The following is an 18647-nucleotide window of genomic DNA, read 5'->3' on the forward strand; positions in this document are numbered from 1 at the left end:
TTTTTTATTTGCATCAGAATTAATTATTTTTTAATTCTTGGCTAGAAGGTTGATGCTGAACTTGGTCTGAAGTATTGGTTTTAACACCGCCCCCCAATGTTTTATACAGCTCAATTTGATTGTTCAAATGGGCTTGTTGCAAAGTTAGTAAACCTTGCGAAGCCGTATAATTTGAACGCTGTGCATCAAGCACTGTTAAGTAGTTATCAATTCCTGAGCGAAAACGCGCACTTGAAAGTTGATAGTTCTTATTCGTTGCTTCAACCAATCGGCGCTGTGCAGCTAGGCGGTCACCAATATTTTGGCGGATAGCCAAAGCATCGCTGACTTCACGGAACGCAGTTTGAATAGATTTTTCATAAGATGCTAAAGCAATCTGCTGATCGGTCTTAGAAATCTTCACATTGGCTTTACGTGTACCCCAATCAAAGATAGGTAGATCTAAACTTGGTGCGAGTGACCAAACAAATGAACCTGATTTAAATAGATTAGATAAATCTGTAGACGCAACGCCTGCTGAACTTGTTAAGCTAATCGTTGGGAATAGACGTGCTTTTGCTGCACCAATATTTGCACCTGCGGCACTCAGTTGATACTGTGCTTGCTGAATGTCTGGACGATTGTTTAATAAGTCGCTTGGTAAGCCTATGCCAAAAATGGATTGACGGGTAATTTGTTGTACAGTCTGTGTTGGTAGTAATGTGCTTGGCACGGGCTGACCAACCAACAAGTTCAATACATTTTGTGCTTGGGCAACTTGGGTTTTGTAGTTAGCTACATCACCACGTGCAGTTTCAACCGAAATTTGTGATTGGCGTAAAGGTACTTCACTGTCAATTCCAACATCAAACCGGCGCTTGTTTAAATCATAAGATTTTTGCTGCGCTTGTAAGGTTTGCTCGGCAAGATGCAAGTTTGCATTCGCATACGAGTAGCTTAACCAAGCTTCTGCAACTTGACTAATTAAGCTAATTTGAGTCGAGTCATGTGCGCTTTGCGTTGCAAGATAATTGTCTAACGCTGCATCTTTTAAGCTGCGAACACGCCCCCAAAAATCAAGTTCATACGAGGTCACACCTAAACCAACTTGATAAATATTGACTGGTTTATAGTTGGTGTTGCTGCTTGCTGCACGGGTGAAACTTGCCGAACTACCAATGGTTGGAAGTTGATTATTCTCAGTAATTTGGTACTGCTGCTGAACTTTTTGAATGTTCAATGCTGCTGTGCGTAAATCACGGTTATTTTGCAACGCTAAATCAATCACTTGGACTAAGCGAGCATCAGAGAAAAAGTCCTTATATCCTTGAGCGGCAATCGATGTGGCGTTATTGCCTTTATAAGAATAGCTGTTTGGAATTTCTGCTTTGGTTACGGGTTCTGGCCCACGCATGCTTTGACATGCAGTCAAAGCAAGCGCAAGTGCAGAAACTGCAAAGCCACGTGCAAAAGTAGATTTTGCCTGTTGCATTACGATGTATGCTCCTGATGATTTGTATTCTTCGGTTTGTATTTAAAAATACTACGGATCCAGACAAAGAATACGGGAATAAAGAAAATACCGAGCAAGGTTGAACTGAGTACGCCGCCAATAACGCCATAGCCGACAGAATGTTGGCTTCCTGCCCCAGCACCAGTAGAAAGTGCAAGAGGAAGTACGCCAAAACCAAAGGCAAGGGTTGTCATAACAATTGGACGTAGACGTTGTTTTGCAGCATGCATGGTTGCGTCAAATAGATTTTCGCCTTTTTCTTGCAGTTCTTTTGCAAATTCTACAATTAAAATTGCATTTTTAGCAGAAAGACCAATCACAGCAATGAGTGCAACTTGGAAGTAAATGTTATTGGACAGATTTGGATTGTGCAAGATGCTCATACCAAAGAAGGTTAGTGATACTGCACCGACTAAGCCCAATGGAACAACCAAGAGTACTGAAAAGGGAATTGACCAACTTTCATATAGTGCTGCAAGGCAAAGGAATACAATCAATAAAGACAGTGCATAAAGTGCAGGGCCTTGTTTGCCTGAATCTTGCTCTTCTAAAGAAAGCCCCGTCCATTCATAACTAAAGCCTGACAAGCCCATGGCAGGAAGTTTTTGCATAATTTCTTGCATGGCTTGCATTGCCTGCCCTGAGCTGACACCTGGCGCAGCTGAACCCTGAAGGTTCATAGATGAAACACCATTGTAGCGCTCAAGACGTGGCGAACCATATGTCCATTGACCCGTTGCAAAACTTGAGAATGGAACCATAGTGCCAGCAGCGTTGCGCACGTACCATTTGTTCAAGTCTTCAGGCATCATGCGGCTATCTGCTTGACCTTGTAAATAAACTTTTTTAATTCGACCTTGGTCAATAAAGTCATTCACATAGCTGCCACCCCAAGCAATGCCCATGGTGCTATTAATATCTGCAATACTGACACCCATCGAGCCTGCTTTTGCTTCATCAATGGTAATTTTATATTGTGGCGTGTCATTCATACCATTTGGTCGGACACCGACTAAGCGCTTATCTTGTGCAGCTAAACCTAAAATTGTATTACGTGCAGCAAGCAATTTTTCATGTCCTTGACCATTAACGTCTTTTAGCATGAAGTCGAAGCCTTGACTAACACCCAATTCAGGCATTGCAGGCAGTTGTAATGGGAAAATCAAAGATGCATCGCTGATCATCCCATTTAAAGCCATTGCACGACCTGTAAGCGCAGAAATTTGCGTGTCTGGTGTGGTGCGATCTTTCCAATCTTTCAGTTTTACAAAGGCGAGACCTTGGTTTTGCCCTTGTCCTGTAAAGGAGAAGCCTGCCACGCTAAATACCGATGATACGCTGGCTTTTTCTTGATTCAGGAAATGCTGTGTAATCGTATCAAGGGTTTTGGTGGTTCGTTCTAAGGTGGCATTATTTGGTAATTGTACCAAAGTCATAACAACACCCTGATCTTCATCAGGTAAGAATGAAGTTGGCAGTGCTTTAAAGATATAACCAAAAATACCAAATACAACCAAATACAAAATCGCAGAGAACACCTTGCTATGGGTCATACGATTGACGCCATTTTGATAGCGTTGTGACAGTTTCTCGAAGCCATTATTAAAGCCTTGGAAGAAGCGTGCCACAATATTGTTACTTGGTTTTTGGTTTGGATTGTGCTGTTTCAGAATGGTTGCACACATCGCTGGTGTAAAGGTCAGTGCAATGATTAATGAAAGCAGCATTGCTGTGACAAGCGTCAAAGAGAACTGACGATAAATCACACCTGTTGTTCCACCAAAAAATGCCATCGGAACGAATACAGCAGTTAATACGCTGGTAATACCGACCAATGCACCTGTAATTTGTCCCATCGACTTTTCTGTTGCTTGCACAGGATCAAGATGTTCTTCTTGCATAATCCGTTCGACGTTTTCCACAACGACAATCGCATCATCGACCAATAGACCAATTGCAAGCACCATTGCAAACATTGACAAAGTGTTGATGGAAAAACCGAATAAATTAATAACGGTAAACGTACCTAAAACCACGACCGGAACGGCAAGTGTTGGAATAATGGTTGCACGCCAGTTTTGCAAGAACAAGAACATGACAATGAATACCAACACAATTGCTTCAATCAACGTATGTACAACATTTTCAATTGAAAGTTGAATAAATGGTGTAGTGTCAAATGCAATATCATCTTTGAGTCCCGCTGGGTAGCTTGGACGTAGTTTTGCTAAAGCAGCTTCCACATTTTTAGCTGTATCAAGTGCATTTGAACCTGTTGATAATCGAATAGCGATACCGCCTGCAGGTTTACCATTAAACTTCGATTGAACCGAATAATTTTCAGCACCAAGTTCAACACGTGCGACATCTTTAAGGCGAACTTGTGAACCAGATGTGGTGTTTTTAAGAATGATATTGCCAAATTGCTCAGGTGTTTGCAGCATACTTTGTGCATTCACAGTTGCATTTAAAATTTGACCATTTACAGATGGTGCACCACCGAGTTGGCCGACTGCAACTTGGGTGTTTTGTGCGTTAATTGCAGCACTAACATCGCTTGGTGTGAGTTGGTAACTATTTAATTTGGCTGGGTCAAGCCAAATTCTCATGGCATATTGGCCACCAAAAACAGTGACTTCACCGACACCTTGAACACGGCTAAGCGGGTCTTTAATGTGCGAGTTGACATAGTCCTTAATATAAGCCTCAGACAGACTATTGTCTGGGGAATAAAAGGCAAGAACTTGTAAGAAACTTGCTCCTGATTTTCGAACGGTAATACCTTGGCGCTGAACAGCTTCTGGCAAGGAGGCTTTCGCTGTTTCAAGTTTATTTTGAACCTGAACTTGTGCTGTATTGGCATCAACACCTTGTTTGAAGTTTACACTAATGGACACCGTACCATTTGCAGTACTTTGTGAACTAATATAACGCAAACCATCTAAGCCATTCATTTGCTGTTCAATGACTTGAGTGACTGTGTTTTCTAGTGTTTCTGCAGATGCACCCGGATAGGTTGCCGAAATACTAATACTTGGTGGTGCAATTGTTGGGTATTGTGCAATAGGCATTTGTGTTAGCGTAATAATCCCCGCCAACATAATGACCAATGCAATTACCCAAGCAAAAATTGGGCGATGAATAAAAAACTTTGCCATTCAGTCTACCCCTTATTCAGCATGCGCTTTGGCTTTTGCTTCGGTGGATGCGTTCTGAGGTTTAGCTGTTGTTGGGTTGGTGGCTTGTGGTTGATAAGGCTTGGTTTTTACTTGTTGACCAGCCTGTACCTTTGCAACGCCATCGACTACAACTTTATCGCCATTGATAAGACCTTGGGTAATTACCCAATCAGAACCTTGTGTACCTGAAGTTGTCACATTGCGTGCTTCAATATTACCTTTGGTGTTGACGACAAATACTGTTGCTTGCCCTGTTGGTAGGCGTGAAACAGCAGCTTGTGGCACCAAATACACATTTGACAATACACCTTCAACAATTTGTGCTGTTGCATACATGCCAGGAAGTAACAAATGATCTGGATTTTGGAAAACTGCACGAATTGAAACACTGCCAGTATTGGTATCAACACTTGCATCAGAGAAAGCCAGTGTCCCTTCAATTGGATAATAACTACCATCTTCAAGCTTTAATTTGACTTTGGCATTGTTGCTATTACCTAAGCTCCCTTGTTTCAATTCTTGACGCAAACGCAATAAATCACTGCTTGATTGGCTAATGTCGACATAAATCGGATCGAGGCGTTGAATCGTTACTAAAGCATTGGTTTGATTTGCTGTAACTAGCGCACCTGTAGTGACTGTAGAACGATTACTTTGTCCAGAAATTGGTGAACGAATAGTTGAATAACCCAAATTAATTTGCGCATTTTTGACTTCCGCTTTCGCGGCTTCAACTTGTGCTTGGGCAACACGAATCTGTCCAGTAAGGTCATCATAATCTTGTTTAGATACGGCATTAATACCGATCAATTGTTGATAACGATTGGCTTTGGTCTTTAATGAAGCTAAATTGGCTTGTTGTTGGAGTAATGCGGCATTGGCATTTTCAAATGACGCATTATTGGTACGTGGGTCAAGTTGATACAAAGCCTGTCCTGCTTTGACATAGCTGCCTTCGGCAAAAAGACGTTTTAAAATAACGCCATTAGTTTGTGGGCGGACTTCGGAAACTTCATAGGCCGAAGTTCTACCGGATAATTCTACTGTTTTTTCAACATTTTTTGCTTGGGCAACCAGTACACCAACTTCAAGTAGGGGCATTTGCTGAGCAGCCGCTGCTTGGGCAGCTTCTTTTTTGTCGTTACTACAGCCAACAAGTGCAATACTTGTTGCTAATGCGCAAGCAGTAAGGGCGGGTGCCCAAAGCTTAGCTGACCTCATTGTTTCACCTCGTTTATAGATTTTTCAAACAGATCTAACACTTTTTTGATTTATCCGTAACATCAGTTGCCATAATAATGAAACCCATAGTAGCCCCACGCCCCATCCTGCAAATACATCGGTTGGGAAGTGAACCCCTGCGTAGACCCTAGAGAGTCCCATGATTAAACAACTTATGATGCAGATAACTGTAAAATAAGTTTGTCGATGAAGGCATTTTGCAATACTGGCTAGGGTGGCAGCATAGGCACTGTGTGCACTTGGAAATGATGGGCCATAGCTTTTGACCAAGGCGTACATCAATTCGGGTCTTGGTCGATCAATCATCCATTTGAGTGACCAACCAATAACAATGCAACCGATAATGCCCAGCGCTATAAATAGTGCAGTTTTATACTGTTGTTTCAAAATACAAAACAAACACCAAACGCCTGTCAACAGTAACACAAAAGGCATGCCACCTATCAATGAAAGCAGTTGTGTCAGTTGGCTCAGCACAATTGACCGATGTTCGCTGAAGTATTGAACGACGATCAGATCAAGTGAGCTAATTAAGCTCATATGCATTGCAACGACACTGAATCCTAAAAAGCTGCCACCGATATATAAATAAAGGTTTGGCATAATAAAAATCCTTTACTGTGATAGGGGCTAAGTTTCGTTAATTTGCTAAGTGTACTCATCAGTACACTTTATTTCAAGGTGGAAATTTGGACTATTTCCATTAGCTTAACTGATCTGATAACCAAAAATCAGAACTTAGTTACCAAATAATACAATGTAATTATTTTTCAAATTATTGCCCCGCATTTGCATGTTTTGTGCAAATACGGAGGATGCGTTATTTTTGTGATGTGTCGCTTGTGTCTTGGTTGTGTGGGGTTTTAGGCGGCCAAAAAAAATCGCTTGGTCGGGTGAAGAAGTGCGTGAGTACTAATTTAGCCAAGGGCTTCCATTGTTCAAAGCGTACACGGCGAGCACGTAACGCCACAATAATGGTGAGCGTGAAACTTACAAACAGGTTAGTTAAACCAATCAGTAAGACACCAAGTGTTGAAATTAAAATCAGACCAATATCTGGGCTTTGAATGGTCATTAGACCTTGAATTAAATTTGCGGAGGCAAAAGCAATATGGCGAATATCGAGTGGTAGTCCAAGAATAAAACCAATTGTACCCATGCTGCCGAGCATAATCCCAAATAAGAAATTCCCTGCTAAAGCACCTAAGTTACGTTCGACATAATCTGCAAATTTATGTTGGCGTTCTTCACCAAGTAAATGAAGTAAGCGTTTATGCGCTTTTAAGCGCAGCCCAATTTTACGGTAAATTGCCATATTATCGAAATAGCCTGCAATAAGGCCTGATAAAAATAGGCAGACACCTGCAATTGCTGCATGTGGAACAGCTAATGAGGTAAATGGGTCTAGTGCATGTAAGGTGTAAGCTGCTTTAGTGTTGCTAAGTAAGGGTTCATGCCAAATTTTTGCCCACGCATAAGTGATGAGGGCTGCGGTTGGAATGGCAAGACTAATATTACCTAAAATAGCAATAAACTGGGTTCGAATAATATTGACAATCAGTTCGGCAAGTTCTGCCAATTGTGCCATTTTACTGCCTTTACGGTGTTGAACCGTTGCAGCAAGTGCTGCGGCTGTCATTGCGGGTTGTTTGGTTGCAACAGTAAAATGGAGCAAATGAATAAACACAAAGCCTAAGGCATAATTCATGCTGTAGCTAAAAGCATACATAAATGGTGAAAGGGCAAGACGTGACGTAAGTAATTTCAGTGTTGCCATGACGGCAATAATACAACCTGCGCCGGCGGCGGCACGGTACATGCCAAAAAAACCTTTTTTATCGGTGCTGACGTAGTGCTCACCTGTTTTACTTGCATTTTCAGTTACTTGTAGTGCCAGTAATTCACTATTTGCCGAAAGTAATGCACCAACACTTTTTTCATTGTGTGAAGCTTTGACTAAATCGTAAAGCAATTCTTTGGTCGCATCGGCATGGTTTTGAGTTCTATGATCGACAAGTTGTAATAATAGCTCTAAACGATCTAAACTTTGCTCTAAAACGGTGAGTAAATAGGTTAAATTTAAGCTTACCCCAATGCGTTTAGTGGCACGGCGAATACTTGCAACCACATCTTGACACTGTGCAATCATCACAAATGCTGGAGCTGCATCAGGTGCAGTAGCTAATTCATCTTGTGTAAGTGCATCATGAAATGCTTGGATGAACTGAATAATTTCTCGATTCTGTGCAATAAAAGGCGACTCATGTTCGCTAAGTTTAGGTTCGGCATAAATCAGTTCAGGGAAGAGTCCAATGCCACTAATCCGATAACTCAAGATATTAATCGCTTTAACCAAATCTTGTTTAATGTGGTTTTGGTTGGTTTGATCGACACTATGCTCAAAGAAAGCAAATAATAATTGCCAATCTTGTGAGTCAATCTGTTCTAACCAATGACGATCATTTGGCTGGTAAAAGACTTTGGCAATAAGGTCTTGTAGCTGGGTGTCATCTTCAAGCGGTGGCAAAATATGTGAAACAATACGTTGACTGAGCTGATCCCAAAAACCATCTAAAGATAAAATCCCACTATCGGCATAGAGCTTGGTATGTTTGTATTGGGTGATCAGTTTAAGGGTATATTTTTTAAATAAATCTGCAAAATCGGGTAGTTCTAATGCAATTTTCAGCACATCTTGAATTTTTTGATGAATTTCTTGTGGATCTTTGGCATTTTTAGGACGTAAGGCTTGCACAAAGTCAATTAGGAGCTGTTCATTTACAGTAGCTTGTGGTTGTTCAAGCTGCTGTAAAAGGTTGCTTCGAATTTGCTGTAAATATGAAGGTAAATTTTTTGAATTGATCATTGAATTCGGTCTAATGCAAGCATGGCTAAATTATATAACGCTTGGCGAGCAGTACTTTCAGGTAATACCTGTAAAGCATCGAGTGCGGCTTGGGTTTCTTGCTGTGCTCGTTTATGGCAATACTCTAAAGCACCACAGCTTTGAACGATATGAATGACGCGATCAAGTTCAGTTAAACCACCAGTTGCGATACTTTTGCGAATGATGTCATGTTCTTCGCCATGCGTATGTTGTAAAGCAGAGATTAACGGCAAGGTAGGTTTGCCTTCCATCAAATCATCACCAATATTTTTACCTAATGTTTCGGCATCAGAGGTGTAATCTAAAATATCATCAATAATTTGGAAGGCATTACCAAAATGTCCTGCATATTGTTTTAATGCGGTTCGATACTCAGGTTTGCCTGCCAAAATTGCCGCACCTTCTGTGGCAAGTTCAAAGAGGCGTGAGGTTTTACCATGAATAATGCTTAGATAAGTATTTTCTGTGGTGTCAGGTTGGTGCTGGGCTTGTAATTGTAAGACTTCACCTTCAGCAATTTCGCAAGTACCTGTTGAAAACTCTTTTAACAAGCTCATGTCGTTTAAGTCAACCAATAAATCAAATGCGCGCGCAATCAAAAAATCCCCAACCAAAACAGCAGTTTGATTGTTCCATGTTGCATTTGCGGTTGGGCGACCACGGCGTAAATTAGATTCGTCAACAACATCATCATGCACTAAGGTTGCGGTGTGTAGCATTTCAATGACCGCAGCAAGGCGCTGTGTTTTTAATAGATCAGTTTCACCGCAGGCTTGGGCTGCAAGTAAGCACATAATCGGGCGCATGCGTTTGCCGCCAGCTTCGACCACATGTTTACTGACTGACATGACTAAAGCGACTTTAGAGCTAATCCCTTCATTAATGAATGTGTCCATTGCTGAAAAATCTGCAGCAACAGGTGAGAGAATGTCTTGCTTAAAATCAATGGCCATATCAATAGAAACCTTAGATCCATTAAAAATTAATGCGTTTTGATTTGAACAAAAACGCAGGATTATCTGTCGATTTGAGCATTTTGCTATACTCGAATGGATGATTTATACCATAAAACAAAGTAACTTTCTTAAACAAGCGCTTGGTTTTAATGCGAATTGTATGTTCTTTAACGTAAGTTCAGTCAACTTACTAAAAAAACCTAAACATTGCTTGAGCTTTGGCGATTTTTTACATAAAATAACCGCCTTTGAATAACCCCCAGTGGCGTTCGTTTTAAGCTCAATATATCCTTGTATTGGCACGACGACACGGGTAGTGTGGAGTACAATATGTACGCAGTAATCCAAACCGGTGGTAAACAACACCGTGTTGTTGAGGGTGAAACCCTTAAAGTAGAATTATTGAAAGCTGAAACTGGCACAACAATTACGTTTGATGACGTATTGATGCTTGTAAACGGTGAAAGCATTCAAATTGGTGCTCCAGTTGTTGCTGGCGCTAAAGTAACTGCAGAAGTAGTTAGCCATGGTCGTCACGACAAAATCCGTATTATCAAAATGCGTCGTCGTAAACACTATCGTAAGCAACAAGGTCACCGTCAATGGTTTACCGAGTTGAAAATTACTGCGATTTCAGGCTAATCACGAGGAGTATTAGACATGGCTTCTAAAAAAGCTGGTGGATCGACTAAAAACGGTCGTGATTCGAATCCTAAAATGCTAGGTGTTAAAATGTATGGTGGTCAATCAGTGACTGCTGGTAACATTATCGTTCGTCAACGTGGTACAGAGTTCCACGCTGGTGCAAACGTAGGTATGGGCCGTGACCATACTTTATTTGCTACCGCTGACGGCGTAATCAAGTTTGAAGTGAAGGGTCAATTTGGCCGTCGCTATGTATCAGTTGATGCTGAATAAGCCTTAAACTGTGCAAAAGAAGGCCTGCGTATGCAGGCTTTTTTTATGCTTGTGCGTTACCTAAGCTCCACATTTTGCGCAAATTTGAACAAATAAAAGAGATAAACATACAAAATTTCTTACTTTTTATATTTTTAGATTGGACGCTGTCGATTAGTATGGTGAATGAATAGTTTTGATTTAAAACGATAATGAAGGTGAATCTATGAATGTGCTTGGTCGAAAAATCAGCGCAACGGTTTTAGGTGCGGCAATGATTAGCGCACCAATGTTCAGTATGAATGTTTTTGCTGCACCTGTGGCAGAGCAGCAGGCAACACAAAACCTAGTGAAACAGTTAACAGGCTTGCATAGTTTTTCTGCGAATTTTAGCCAAACGACCAAGGCGAATGGCAAAAAATTAGCGCCGAAAAAAGGTTTGACCTCACAGCATTTAAACCAAACCTTTCAAGGGGTAATGAAGGTTGAGCGCCCTGGTAAATTTTTCTGGGAAACGACATCACCATCGAAACAAACCATTGTGACTTCGGGTAAAATTGTATGGATTTATGACCCCGATTTACAGCAAGCAGTACGTCAAAGTTTGAGTGATCAGGTTTCAAATACGCCAGCGTTATTGCTATCAGGCAATACCAGTCAGATTATGCAGTCGTATCGTGTGACACAGTCAGATAGCCAAAAGGCAGTATATACTTTAACACCTAAAGCTAAAGACAGTGCATTTCAAAATTTAAGTATTGCTTTTGCAGCCAATGGCACGCCAACATCTATGGTGTTAAATGATTCTTTAGGGCAAACGACGACGGTCAGTTTTAGCCAAGTAAATAAAAATGTGACCATTCCTGTGTCAACATTTAATTTTGCGCCACCAAAAGGCACAGATATTATTGATCAATAACTGGGCTACATACCGCGTGCCATGAAATAAAAAATACCGCATGCTTTGCGGTATTTTTTATACAATATTTAAGATACATTTTTGTTATTTCTTCATGTTTCAGAAATTTTTATACTAAAGTTATTGAAATTTTGGGACGTTTGATCATGTTTTCGTGGAAAAATCATCCTGCTAAAATGCTGCTTGTTGGCACACTATGCTTAGGATTGTTGGCGGGATGCCAACCTGCATCGACATCAAAAGATAAAGACCAAACCGCGGCACAAGATGCTTCTGATGTTGCAACAATAGCGCACACGCCTTTAATTACAGCACAAACCATTCCTATTAAGCTTGCGCACAGTATTGTATGTGAAAGTGATGAGTGTACCAATTATGATTTGCAAACCGTTCATAGCAATGTGGATTGGATTGATGCCTATTTTCTAAAGCGTTTACAAACAGATTCGCCACTTGCATTTAAACCACCTGTGCAAGTCGCTTCGGAGCCTAATCCGAATGCGGTGAATCAGAGCCAATATCAGGTGCGCTATTTGGGACAAAATGATCGTTTGGCAAGTTTTGTTTTGGATTCATCGACCTATAATGCAGGCGCTGCGCACGGAATGTATCATGCAGATTATGTTGTATTCGATCTAAAAACCAAGCAACGAATTATGGTCGATCAACTGTTTCAAGATGGTAAACAGCAGCAAGTCATTGATGCTTTATATGAGTCAAATCAACAATGGTTAACTGAACATCAAATCAGTAAAGACAAATTGCAATTGAGTGATAATTTTTATTATGGTGTGCATGGCATTGTGTTTGTATATCCGTTATATGAAATAGCCTCTTATGCCGATGGAATGCCTGAACTCACTTTGCCATATCGCCTTGCGGGTGAGTTAGTCAAAACTGAGTATTTACCTCACTAAAAGCAGTAATTTGGGGTCGTGAGTTGTTGTGGTGACTATATTTTTTAGCGTGAAGCGCTTACACTATTAGCCAATCTTTTTTATGCAATTAGACTGGTTATGATCGACCCAAAATTACTTAGAAGCAATATTGAAGCAGTCAATCAAGCTTTGGCAAAACGTGGTGTGCAATTAAATGTTGCAGAGTGGGCAGCCTTAGAAGCAGAGCGTAAAGAATTACAATCCAAAACAGAGAACTTGCAAGCAGAGCGTAATAGTGGTGCAAAGCAAGTCGGTCAAATTAAAAAAGCGGGTGGTGATGCATCCGACATTATGGTACGCATGCAAGCGATTGGCGATGAAATTAAAGCAGCAGAGGTAGCACTTGCCGATTTGCAAGCAACGCTTGAGCAAAAACTATTGTCGATTCCAAACTTACCCGATGAATCTGTGCCAGCAGGCAAAGATGAAAGCGATAATTTGGAAATTTCAAAATGGGGCACACCGCGCCAATTCGATTTTGAAATTAAAGACCATACCGACCTTGGCGAATGGATGGGTGGTTTAGAGTTTGAAACTGCAACTAAATTAACAGGTTCACGTTTTAGCGTGTTAAAAGGGCCTTTGGCGCGTTTGCAACGTGCTTTAACTCAATTTATGTTAAATACACATACGCTTGAAAATGGCTATACCGAAGCCTATGTGCCGTATTTGGTCAATGCAGACTCATTGCGTGGTACAGGGCAACTTCCTAAATTTGAAGAAGATTTATTCAAACTACAAGGCGAAAAAGAATATTATTTAATTCCAACCGCAGAAGTGCCTGTTACTAACTTTGTACGCGATGAAATTATTGATGCAGAGCGTTTACCACTTAAATATGCTGCACATACGCCGTGTTTCCGTAGTGAAGCAGGTTCTTATGGGCGCGATACCCGTGGTTTGATTCGTCAGCATCAATTTGACAAAGTTGAGATGGTGCAAATTGTAAAACCTGAAGATTCAATGCAAGCGCTTGAAGAATTAACAGGTCATGCCGAAGGTATTTTGCAAGCACTTGGCTTACCATACCGTAAAATTTTACTTTGTGGTGGTGACATGGGCTTTGGTGCAACCAAAACTTATGATTTAGAAGTGTGGGTGCCAAGTCAAAATACTTACCGTGAAATTTCATCTTGCTCAAATATGGGGGATTTCCAAGCCCGACGTATGATGGCACGTTACCGTGGCGAGAATAAGAAAACTGAGCTTGTACATACATTAAATGGTTCAGGTTTGGCTGTTGGTCGTACCTTACTTGCTGTGATGGAAAACTATCAGCGTGCAGATGGTTCGATCGAAATTCCAGAAGTATTGCGCCCATATATGGGTGGTGCAGCCTATATCGACTAATTTAGTCGATATTGTGCATGCTTTTTGCTTTACCCCACTCAAAGTTTTGATTTAGAGGTCGGCTGTGGAAATTTTTCCAATTTCGCTTAAGTTGCAGCAGCAACCCTGTCTTATTGTAGGTGGTGGGCATATTGCCTATCGTAAAGCAGTATTGTTACAGCAAGCAGGGGCAATCATTCATGTGGTTGCACCTGAAATTGATGCGAACTTACTAGAGTTGGTACATAAAAGTGCAGGTCAATATGTGCAGCAGCCTTTTGCCGCACTTCATTTGGATTTTCCGTATCGTTTAGTGATTGCTGCAACAAATGTGGCTGATGTCAACCAAAGCGTTTTTCTGCTGTGTGAGCAGCGTAATCTGTTGGTGAATAGTGTTGATGATATTCCCAATTGCCGCTTTATGATGCCTGCGATTATTGATCGTTCGCCTTTGGTTATTTCAGTTGCATCTAATGGTGCATCTCCGGTTTTATCTCGTCAGCTTAGAACCCAAATTGAAACACTTGTTCCGCAACAAATGGGTGCATTAGCCGATTTTTCAGGGCAATGGCGTAGCCGAGTCAAGGAAAAAATTATTAATCCTGATCAGCGCCGTGTTTTTTGGGAAGATATATATGCCAGTCCTTTAAAAGAACAGGTATTCTTAGGGAATCTTGAAACTGCCAATGAAATGATGTTACAGGCATTAGCCGACTGGACATTACCTAAGGGTGAAGTCTATTTGGTGGGGGCCGGGCCGGGCGATCCTGAGTTATTAACCTTAAAAGCTTTGCGCTTAATGCAACAGGCGGATGTGGTGATTTATGATCGACTGGTATCTACTCCAATTTTAAATTTATGTCGTCGTGATGCGACTAAAATTTATGTAGGTAAGGCACGTTCTAATCATAGTGTACCGCAACAAGATATTAATGCCTTATTGGTTGAGTACGCACAGCAGGGTAAGCGAGTTTGTCGTTTAAAAGGCGGCGATCCGTTTATTTTTGGCCGTGGTGGTGAGGAAATCCAAGAACTATTTGCTGCGGGTGTTCCTTTTCAAGTTGTACCAGGTATTACTGCTGCATCGGGTTGTTCGGCTTATGCTGGTATTCCTTTAACGCATCGTGACTATGCACAAAGTGTTCGATTTTTAACTGGGCATTTAAAAGCAGGTTCACCTGAATTACCTTGGCAAGAATTAGTCTATGAAAATCAGACTCTTGTTCTTTATATGGGTTTGGTTGGACTCGAACATATTTGTCAAAAATTGATTCAGCATGGGCAACGTGCCGATATGCCTGTGGCTTTAATTTCAAAAGGTACTACACCTGAACAGAAAGTTGTGGTTGGAACATTGTCTGATATTTCAACCAAAGTGACTGAACATCAAATTCATGCACCCACCCTAACCATTATTGGTGAAGTTGTTCGTTTACGTGAGCAACTAAAATGGCGTTAAATATAATTGCGCCGTTATAAAAAAGTCGAGAGTATTTGTGATCCACGTTGTTTTATTTGAACCAGAAATTCCTGCCAATACGGGTAATATCATTCGTTTATGTGCCAATACTGGCGCTCAATTGCATTTGGTGAAACCCTTGGGTTTTGAGTTAGATGATAAAAAACTCAAGCGTGCAGGTCTGGATTATCATGAATATGCCAATATGAAAATTTGGGATACGATTGAATTATGCCTTGAGGATTTAAAAGCGCAGGGTGTTTATGAGGTTTTCCCACTCACGACCAAAGGTAGTGCGACGCCACATACGGTGGATTTAAATCGATCAGTTGCATTATTGATGGGGCCTGAAACGCGTGGTTTGCCTGAATCTGTACGTTTGATGTTTCCTGAGTCGAACTGGATTCGATTGCCAATGACAGAAAACTCGCGTAGTTTGAATTTGTCAAATGCCACAGCAGTGATTGTATATGAAGCATGGCGACAACAAGGTTTCAAAGCACTTTAATGGTGCAATGATTAAAAAAGCCATGTATTAGACATGGCTTTTTCTTTTTATATCAACAAAAAATCAGCGATTTAAAGGTTATTTGAACTGTTCAGCATCGTAAATTTGTTGTGCGCTTAAAACCCGATCGATATTTTTTTCAGCCCAATTTTTGATTAAATAGGTGGTTTTTGAAAAATCTTCACCAAATGGTGTGAGTGAATATTCAACGCGCACAGGTCGAGTATCCATTACAGTACGTTTAATAAAGCCATCGCGTTCTAAATTTTTAAGCGTTTGTGACAATACTTTAGGTGAAATACCTTCAATATTTTTTTTAAGCAAATTAAAATGTTGTGGTTCATGTTCAAGCGCATTCATAAGTAGCAAGACCCATTTGTTGGCAAGTGTTTCGAAGAAAACACGGGCAGGGCAATTTGAACGATAGACATTATAAGATAAAAAAGTATTCATATTGATGATGGCTCTACGCTTATGGTTACCTTTAGGTAACTAATTGACAGCTAATATCTAAAATATATTATAGAGGAATTCTTTGTTAAAATGACAATAGGTTGAAAAATGGCAAAAGTTGCAGTGGTTTATTATTCAGGTTATGGGCACACCAAAGTAATTGCAGAAGTGTTTGCAAATGAAATTGATGCAACCTTAATTGCGATTGATAAACAAGGTGATATTCAAGATGCTGATTGGGAAACATTAAATCAGGCCGATGCGATTGTATTTGGTGCGCCAACATATATGGGCACAGCACCTTGGCAGTTTAAGAAGTTTGCAGATGCAACGTCGAAGGTTTGGTTCACTCGCGGTTGGCAAGATAAAGTCTTTGCAGGTTTCACCAATAGTGCAAGTTTAAATGGCGACAAGCAAGTGACTTTAATTCAGTTACAAACATTAGCATCACAACATGGCGGTGTTTGGGTAAGCTTAGGTTTACCACCGTCAAATGCTAAAAATGCAACACGTCAAGATGTCAATAATTTAGGTGGTTCAGTTGGTCTATTGGTACAAAGTCCATCTGACGCAAGTGTAGATGAAATCCCATCAGGCGATTTAGATACAGCAAAAGCCTATGCAAAACGCGTATTGGCAATTGCTGAAAAATTAGCGGATTAATTTTTAGTAGATAAGCAAACAAATTGATCGTTCCAACCTTAATTGAGACGGTCATTCAATAAAAAACCAGCGTAAACGCTGGTTTTTTTATATATGGAATTAATCTTGTTTATATTGTGGTGGTGGAATTTTAAAGCCTTTGGTTTTATAACCTAAGAACAAAATACCCACAACTGCCCAAATGATTCCCCATTTTAGTGCAACATGGTCAATTTGCAACCATAATGCACCAACAGCAATAAAGCCTAACATCGGAATAACGACATAGTTAAAAATGTCTTTTGGTGTTTTTGTGCGACCTTCACGTAAGGCATATTGTGAAATTACACATAAATTCACAAAACTAAATGCAGTTAATGCGCCAAAGCTAATTAACGACACCACATGGTCAAGGTCAGTAAAGCCTGCCGAAAGTGCAATTACACCAACTAAAATAATGTTAAATGATGGAGAATGGTTCTTTGAACTTAAACTACCAAAATATTTTTTGTTGAATACGCCATCACGACCCATTACATACATTAAGCGCGAAACGCCCGCATGCGCTGAAATACCCGAAGCCATTACTGTGACAATTGCAAAAGCAAGAATCACTGACTTGAACATCTCTCCGCCTACAATACGCAGAATATCGGGTTGAGTTGCATTTACATCATGGAAGTATTGTGCTGGATTACCTGGGAAAAACAATTGCATGAAGTAAGCGGCAACAATAAAGATAATCCCTGAAATTAATGCAGTTAAGAAAATTGCACGTGGAAGTACTTTATCGGTATCTTTGGTTTCTTCAGCCAATGAGCTCAGTGCATCAAAGCCTGTAAACGAGAAACAAAGAATAGTTGCACCTGTAATCAGTGTACCAACCTTAGCTTGATCGCTAAAGAAAGGCGTTGTTGACCAAAGTGTTGCATCATGTGTTTGTGCTAATCCAAGTGTATTCATTGCAGTATTACCAAGTGCTAATTGCTTGATAATTAATACAACAAAAATCACAATCACCAGAATTTGGAATAAGACAATTAAACCATTGAAATTGGCAACAAACTTAATACCGCGCAAGTTTACCCATGTCATAAATGCGGTCAGGCTAATGACCCAAATCCAATGGTTAACACCAGGGAACATATCTGTTAAGTAAATGACGGCCAATAAGATATTCACCATTGGACTTAAAATATAGTCCAATAATGATGACCAACCGACCATAAAACCTGCATTTGGGTGTACCGAGCGCTGTACATAGGTATATGCCGAGCCCGAAGAAGGATAGCGTCTAATCATGTGTCCATAGCTTAATGCTGTAAATAATACAGCCAATAAAGCAAAGAAGTACGAAGTTGGCACATGTTGAACGCTTGCTTCCGATACCATACCGAAGGTATCGAATAAGGTCATGGGTTGAATGTAGGCCAATCCGATAATAATAATATGGCCAAGAAGAAGGGTTTTTTGCAGTGATGCTGCCTGTTGAGTCCCAGATGAATGTGTCAACGGCGTTATCCTCATAATCGTTGATCAAGGATCAGCTAAATTTTTAGGATCGTTTAGGACGAACGACCCCGCCTACGATAAAACAAAGAGCGCAACTTTATATCAATTTAATATGATTTAACAGTTATTAAGCTTTCTTTTAGCAAAAAATCTGCCAATTTTGATTTTTATGTTGCCATCTCTTTCTTATATAACAAAAATGCATAATATTCATATCTTATTATGCATTTTGAG

At 40.4% G+C, this 18647-nt stretch carries 16 protein-coding genes; 8 read left to right on the forward strand and 8 right to left on the reverse strand.

Annotated features, from left to right (window positions below; genetic code table 11):
- Window positions 1-19 precede the first annotated feature (19 nt).
- The 6 genes from adeC to sdsA all read right to left on the reverse strand — a co-directional run bounded on the left by adeC (window position 20) and on the right by sdsA (window position 9753).
- Window positions 20-1471 carry an AdeC/AdeK/OprM family multidrug efflux complex outer membrane factor gene (gene adeC, locus FXN70_RS07545; protein WP_324646848.1) on the reverse strand — a complete coding sequence of 484 codons (1452 nt, stop codon included), beginning with the start codon at window positions 1469-1471 and terminating at the stop codon, window positions 20-22.
- Entirely contained in the window at window positions 1471-4650 is a 3180-nt protein-coding gene (locus tag FXN70_RS07550; RefSeq protein WP_324646849.1) for an efflux RND transporter permease subunit, read from the reverse strand. The genes adeC and FXN70_RS07550 overlap by 1 nt, the downstream gene beginning before the upstream one ends.
- A 12-nt stretch (window positions 4651-4662) precedes the next feature.
- Window positions 4663-5892, reverse strand: coding sequence for an efflux RND transporter periplasmic adaptor subunit (locus FXN70_RS07555; protein ID WP_324646850.1), 1230 nt, complete (start codon window positions 5890-5892; stop codon window positions 4663-4665).
- Between the two features lie 24 nt (window positions 5893-5916).
- Window positions 5917-6516, reverse strand: a complete 600-nt coding sequence (locus tag FXN70_RS07560; protein ID WP_324646851.1) for a phosphatase PAP2 family protein — start codon at window positions 6514-6516, stop codon at window positions 5917-5919.
- A 217-nt stretch (window positions 6517-6733) separates the two neighbouring features.
- The gene (locus FXN70_RS07565) at window positions 6734-8779 is read right to left on the reverse strand and encodes a site-specific recombinase (protein WP_324646852.1); all 2046 of its coding nucleotides are present in this window, start codon (window positions 8777-8779) and stop codon (window positions 6734-6736) included.
- Window positions 8776-9753, reverse strand: coding sequence for an All-trans-nonaprenyl-diphosphate synthase (sdsA, locus tag FXN70_RS07570; RefSeq protein WP_324646853.1), 978 nt, complete (start codon window positions 9751-9753; stop codon window positions 8776-8778). Before sdsA ends, FXN70_RS07565 begins: the two co-directional genes overlap by 4 nt.
- 333 nt (window positions 9754-10086) lie before the next feature.
- Between sdsA and rplU the strand changes: the two genes are divergently transcribed.
- The 7 genes from rplU (at window position 10087) to FXN70_RS07605 (ending at window position 15806) form a co-directional block, all read left to right on the forward strand.
- The gene (gene rplU / locus FXN70_RS07575) at window positions 10087-10398 is read left to right on the forward strand and encodes a 50S ribosomal protein L21 (RefSeq protein ID WP_324646854.1); all 312 of its coding nucleotides are present in this window, start codon (window positions 10087-10089) and stop codon (window positions 10396-10398) included.
- 18 nt (window positions 10399-10416) lie between these two features.
- Window positions 10417-10674 (forward strand): 50S ribosomal protein L27, encoded by a 258-nt coding sequence (gene rpmA, locus FXN70_RS07580; RefSeq protein WP_324646855.1) that lies wholly within the window; start codon window positions 10417-10419, stop codon window positions 10672-10674.
- Between the two features lie 205 nt (window positions 10675-10879).
- Window positions 10880-11572 carry an outer membrane lipoprotein chaperone LolA gene (lolA, locus tag FXN70_RS07585; RefSeq protein WP_324646856.1) on the forward strand — a complete coding sequence of 231 codons (693 nt, stop codon included), beginning with the start codon at window positions 10880-10882 and terminating at the stop codon, window positions 11570-11572.
- A 146-nt stretch (window positions 11573-11718) separates the two neighbouring features.
- On the forward strand, window positions 11719-12489 hold the full coding sequence (locus FXN70_RS07590; protein ID WP_324646857.1) for an RsiV family protein: 771 nt from the start codon (window positions 11719-11721) through the stop codon (window positions 12487-12489).
- A gap of 99 nt (window positions 12490-12588) precedes the next feature.
- Window positions 12589-13860 (forward strand): serine--tRNA ligase, encoded by a 1272-nt coding sequence (serS, locus tag FXN70_RS07595; RefSeq protein ID WP_324646858.1) that lies wholly within the window; start codon window positions 12589-12591, stop codon window positions 13858-13860.
- A 64-nt stretch (window positions 13861-13924) separates the two neighbouring features.
- Window positions 13925-15298: a siroheme synthase CysG gene (gene cysG / locus FXN70_RS07600; protein WP_324646859.1), complete on the forward strand. Its 1374-nt coding sequence runs from the start codon at window positions 13925-13927 to the stop codon at window positions 15296-15298.
- A gap of 37 nt (window positions 15299-15335) precedes the next feature.
- A complete protein-coding gene (locus tag FXN70_RS07605; RefSeq protein ID WP_324646860.1) occupies window positions 15336-15806 on the forward strand; it encodes a tRNA (cytidine(34)-2'-O)-methyltransferase in 471 nt (156 codons plus the stop codon).
- 78 nt (window positions 15807-15884) lie between these two features.
- Here FXN70_RS07605 and FXN70_RS07610 read toward each other — a convergent pair whose 3' ends face one another.
- Window positions 15885-16259: a helix-turn-helix domain-containing protein gene (locus FXN70_RS07610; RefSeq protein WP_324646861.1), complete on the reverse strand. Its 375-nt coding sequence runs from the start codon at window positions 16257-16259 to the stop codon at window positions 15885-15887.
- 108 nt (window positions 16260-16367) lie between these two features.
- Here FXN70_RS07610 and FXN70_RS07615 point away from each other — a divergent pair, with 108 nt between their 5' ends.
- On the forward strand, window positions 16368-16922 hold the full coding sequence (locus tag FXN70_RS07615) for a flavodoxin family protein (RefSeq protein ID WP_324646862.1): 555 nt from the start codon (window positions 16368-16370) through the stop codon (window positions 16920-16922).
- Between the two features lie 99 nt (window positions 16923-17021).
- On the opposite strand, the gene FXN70_RS07620 is transcribed toward FXN70_RS07615, so the two are convergent.
- The gene (locus tag FXN70_RS07620; RefSeq protein ID WP_324646863.1) at window positions 17022-18413 is read right to left on the reverse strand and encodes an APC family permease; all 1392 of its coding nucleotides are present in this window, start codon (window positions 18411-18413) and stop codon (window positions 17022-17024) included.
- Window positions 18414-18647: the final 234 nt, after the last annotated feature.

Source organism: Acinetobacter sp. MD2, assembly GCF_035615575.1.
Taxonomy (GTDB): Bacteria; Pseudomonadota; Gammaproteobacteria; order Pseudomonadales; family Moraxellaceae; genus Acinetobacter.

Bases quoted from the DNA above. Each gene is read 5' to 3' on its own strand.
- FXN70_RS07565 (WP_324646852.1), bottom strand. From the start codon at position 8,779: ATGATCAATTCAAAAAATTTACCTTCATATTTACAGCAAATTCGAAGC.
- lolA (WP_324646856.1), top strand. From the start codon at position 10,880: ATGAATGTGCTTGGTCGAAAAATCAGCGCAACGGTTTTAGGTGCGGCA.
- FXN70_RS07615 (WP_324646862.1), top strand. From the start codon at position 16,368: ATGGCAAAAGTTGCAGTGGTTTATTATTCAGGTTATGGGCACACCAAA.
- adeC (WP_324646848.1), bottom strand. From the start codon at position 1,471: ATGCAACAGGCAAAATCTACTTTTGCACGTGGCTTTGCAGTTTCTGCA.
- FXN70_RS07590 (WP_324646857.1), top strand. From the start codon at position 11,719: ATGTTTTCGTGGAAAAATCATCCTGCTAAAATGCTGCTTGTTGGCACA.
- FXN70_RS07610 (WP_324646861.1), bottom strand. From the start codon at position 16,259: ATGAATACTTTTTTATCTTATAATGTCTATCGTTCAAATTGCCCTGCC.
- rpmA (WP_324646855.1), top strand. From the start codon at position 10,417: ATGGCTTCTAAAAAAGCTGGTGGATCGACTAAAAACGGTCGTGATTCG.
- FXN70_RS07550 (WP_324646849.1), bottom strand. From the start codon at position 4,650: ATGGCAAAGTTTTTTATTCATCGCCCAATTTTTGCTTGGGTAATTGCA.
- FXN70_RS07560 (WP_324646851.1), bottom strand. From the start codon at position 6,516: ATGCCAAACCTTTATTTATATATCGGTGGCAGCTTTTTAGGATTCAGT.
- rplU (WP_324646854.1), top strand. From the start codon at position 10,087: ATGTACGCAGTAATCCAAACCGGTGGTAAACAACACCGTGTTGTTGAG.
- FXN70_RS07555 (WP_324646850.1), bottom strand. From the start codon at position 5,892: ATGAGGTCAGCTAAGCTTTGGGCACCCGCCCTTACTGCTTGCGCATTA.
- sdsA (WP_324646853.1), bottom strand. From the start codon at position 9,753: ATGGCCATTGATTTTAAGCAAGACATTCTCTCACCTGTTGCTGCAGAT.
- serS (WP_324646858.1), top strand. From the start codon at position 12,589: ATGATCGACCCAAAATTACTTAGAAGCAATATTGAAGCAGTCAATCAA.